Source organism: Caldicoprobacter guelmensis, assembly GCF_016908415.1.
GTDB classification, from domain to species: domain Bacteria; phylum Bacillota; class Clostridia; order Caldicoprobacterales; family Caldicoprobacteraceae; genus Caldicoprobacter; species Caldicoprobacter guelmensis.
The window spans coordinates 1-3,077 of sequence record NZ_JAFBDW010000017.1 but is presented as its reverse complement, the minus strand read 5'-3'; the positions used below and the strand labels follow the sequence as shown (position 1 = coordinate 3,077).

Here is a 3,077-nt window from a genome sequence, read left to right as displayed (position 1 = left end):
TGCACCTTGAAAACTGCACAATGCGGGTGGAAGTAGCGGTGCTGTAGGGGGCACTGGCTACAATTTCGCGTAAGGTCAAGCTAGGAAGGGCACAGGGTGGATGCCTTGGCACCAGGAGCCGAAGAAGGACGTGGCAAGCTGCGAAAAGCTGCGGTGAGCCGCAAGCAGGCGTTGACCCGCAGATTTCCGAATGGGGGAACCCACCTGGCGGTAAGGCCAGGTATCCATACCTGAACACATAGGGTATGGAGGGGAACCCGGGGAACTGAAACATCTTAGTACCCGGAGGAAAAGAAAGAAAGAATCGATTCCCTGAGTAGCGGCGAGCGAAAGGGGAGGAGCCCAAACCGCACCAGTTTATGCTGGTGTGGGGTTGAGGACCGGCCGTATATGGCACTGAAGGCTAGCCGAACCACCTGGAAAGGTGGGCCAGAGAAGGTGAGAGCCCTGTAGGCGAAAGCTGGAGGTGTTGTGGCTGGGATCCAGAGTACCACGGGACACGAGGAATCCTGTGGGAAGCGGGGAGGACCACCTCCCAAGGCTAAATACTCCCTGGTGACCGATAGTGGAGTAGTACCGTGAGGGAAAGGTGAAAAGCACCCCGGGAGGGGAGTGAAATAGTACCTGAAACCCTGTGTCTACAAGCAGTGGGAGCGCGAGATGCGCGACCGCGTACTTTTTGTAGAACGGGCCGGCGAGTTACAGTGGCATGCGAGGTTAAGGGCTTTGGAGGTCCGGAGCCGGAGGGAAACCGAGTCCGAATAGGGCGTGTAAGTATGCTGCTGTAGACCCGAAACCAGGTGATCTATCCATGGGCAGGGTGAAGCGGGAGTAAGATCTCGTGGAGGCCCGAACCCACTGGTGTTGAAAAACCAGGGGATGACCTGTGGATAGGGGTGAAATGCCAATCGAACCTGGAGATAGCTGGTTCTCCCCGAAATAGCTTTAGGGCTAGCCTCAAGGGGTAAGAGCCGTGGAGGTAGAGCACTGACTGGGGTAGGGGGCCAAAAGCCTACCGAACCTTATCAAACTCCGAATGCCACGGTTTGTTCCTTGGGAGTCAGACTACGGGAGATAAGTTTCGTGGTCGAGAGGGGAACAGCCCAGATCACCGGCTAAGGTCCCAAAGTTCAGGTTAAGTGGAAAAGGATGTGGGACTGCGAAGACAACCAGGATGTTGGCTTAGAAGCAGCCATACATTTAAAGAGTGCGTAATAGCTCACTGGTCGAGCGGTTCTGCGCCGAAAATGTACGGGGCTAAAACCTGACACCGAAGCCGTGGGTTCTGCGGTAAGCAGAGCGGTAGGGGAGCATCGTATACTGGGCAGAAGCCTGACCGTAAGGCAGGGTGGACTGTATACGAGAGAGAATGCCGGCATAAGTAGCGAGAGGGTGGTGAGAATCCACCCCGTCGGAAGCCTAAGGGTTCCTGAGGAAGGTTCGTCCACTCAGGGTAAGTCGGGACCTAAGCTGAGGGCGAAAGCCGTAGGCGATGGGTAATCGGTTGAGAATCCGATACCACCTGTACCCGATTGAGAGAAGCAGGGACGCAGGAGGGCAGGCAGAGCGAGCTGGTGGTAGAGCTCGTCCAAGCGGCGAGGCAGGCAAGTGAGTGAAGTACCACTTGCCGGTAATGCTGAGCCGTTAAGGGGACCGAAGATTAAGTAGGGAAGCTGCTGAGCTCACACTGACGAGAAAAGCTGCTATCGAGGGTGCAGGTGCCCGTACCGCAAACCGACACAGGTAGGCGAGGAGAGGATCCTAAGACGAGCGGGAGAACCCTTGTCAAGGAACTCGGCAAACTGACCCCGTAACTTCGGGAGAAGGGGTGCCCACCTTGTAGGGTGGGTCGCAGAGAACAGGCCCAAGCGACTGTTTAACAAAAACACAGGTCTCTGCTAACTCGTAAGAGGAAGTATAGGGGCTGACGCCTGCCCAGTGCTGGAAGGTTAAGGGGAAGGGTTAGCGTCGGAGAGGCGTGAAGCTCTGAACCGAAGCCCCAGTGAACGGCGGCCGTAACTATAACGGTCCTAAGGTAGCGAAATTCCTTGTCGGGTAAGTTCCGACCCGCACGAAAGGCGTAACGACTTGGGCGCTGTCTCGACAAGGGACCCGGCGAAATTGTAGTACCAGTGAAGATGCTGGTTACCCGCGACTGGACGGAAAGACCCCGTAGAGCTTTACTGTAGCCTGATATTGGACTTTGGCATTGGATGTACAGGATAGGTGGGAGGCAGGGAAGCATACACGCCAGTGTATGTGGAGCCGTCGGTGGGATACCACCCTTTCAGTGCCGGGGTTCTAACTGCAGGCCGTTGAACCGGCTGCGGGACAGTGTCAGGTGGGCAGTTTGACTGGGGCGGTCACCTCCTAAAGGGTAACGGAGGTGCCCAAAGGTCCTCTCAGGATGGTTGGGAACCATCTGGTGAGTGCAAAGGCAGAAGGGGGCCTGACTGTGAGAGGGACACCTCGAGCAGGGACGAAAGTCGGGCTTAGTGATCCGGCGGTATCAAGTGGGAGAGCCGTCGCTCAACGGATAAAAGCTACCTCGGGGATAACAGGCTGATCTCCCCCAAGAGTCCACATCGACGGGGAGGTTTGGCACCTCGATGTCGGCTCGTCGCATCCTGGGGCTGGAGCAGGTCCCAAGGGTTGGGCTGTTCGCCCATTAAAGCGGCACGTGAGCTGGGTTCAGAACGTCGTGAGACAGTTCGGTCCCTATCCGTCGCGGGCGCAGGAAATTTGAGGGGAGCCGTCCCTAGTACGAGAGGACCGGGATGGACGTACCGCTGGTGAACCAGTTGTCACGCCAGTGGCACAGCTGGGTAGCTAAGTACGGAAGGGATAAACGCTGAAGGCATCTAAGCGTGAAGCCCACCCCAAGATAAGATTTCCCATCCGGAAAGCGGAGTAAGGCCCCTTGAAGAATACGAGGTAGATAGGTCCGGGGTGTAAGTGCAGCAATGCACTTAGCTGACGGATACTAATAGGCCGAGGGCTTGACCGATAGGACCTGCATTGTGCAGTTTTGAGGGTGCAAGAAGGGGATAAAGGAGGTCCCTTTGAGGGTAGGATAG

At 56.5% G+C, this 3,077-nt stretch carries 1 rRNA gene; it reads left to right on the top strand.

From position 1 onward, the window contains the following. Positions 1–73 precede the first annotated feature (73 nt). Positions 74–3,007 (top strand): 23S ribosomal RNA (locus JOD02_RS11365). Positions 3,008–3,077 lie beyond the last annotated feature (70 nt).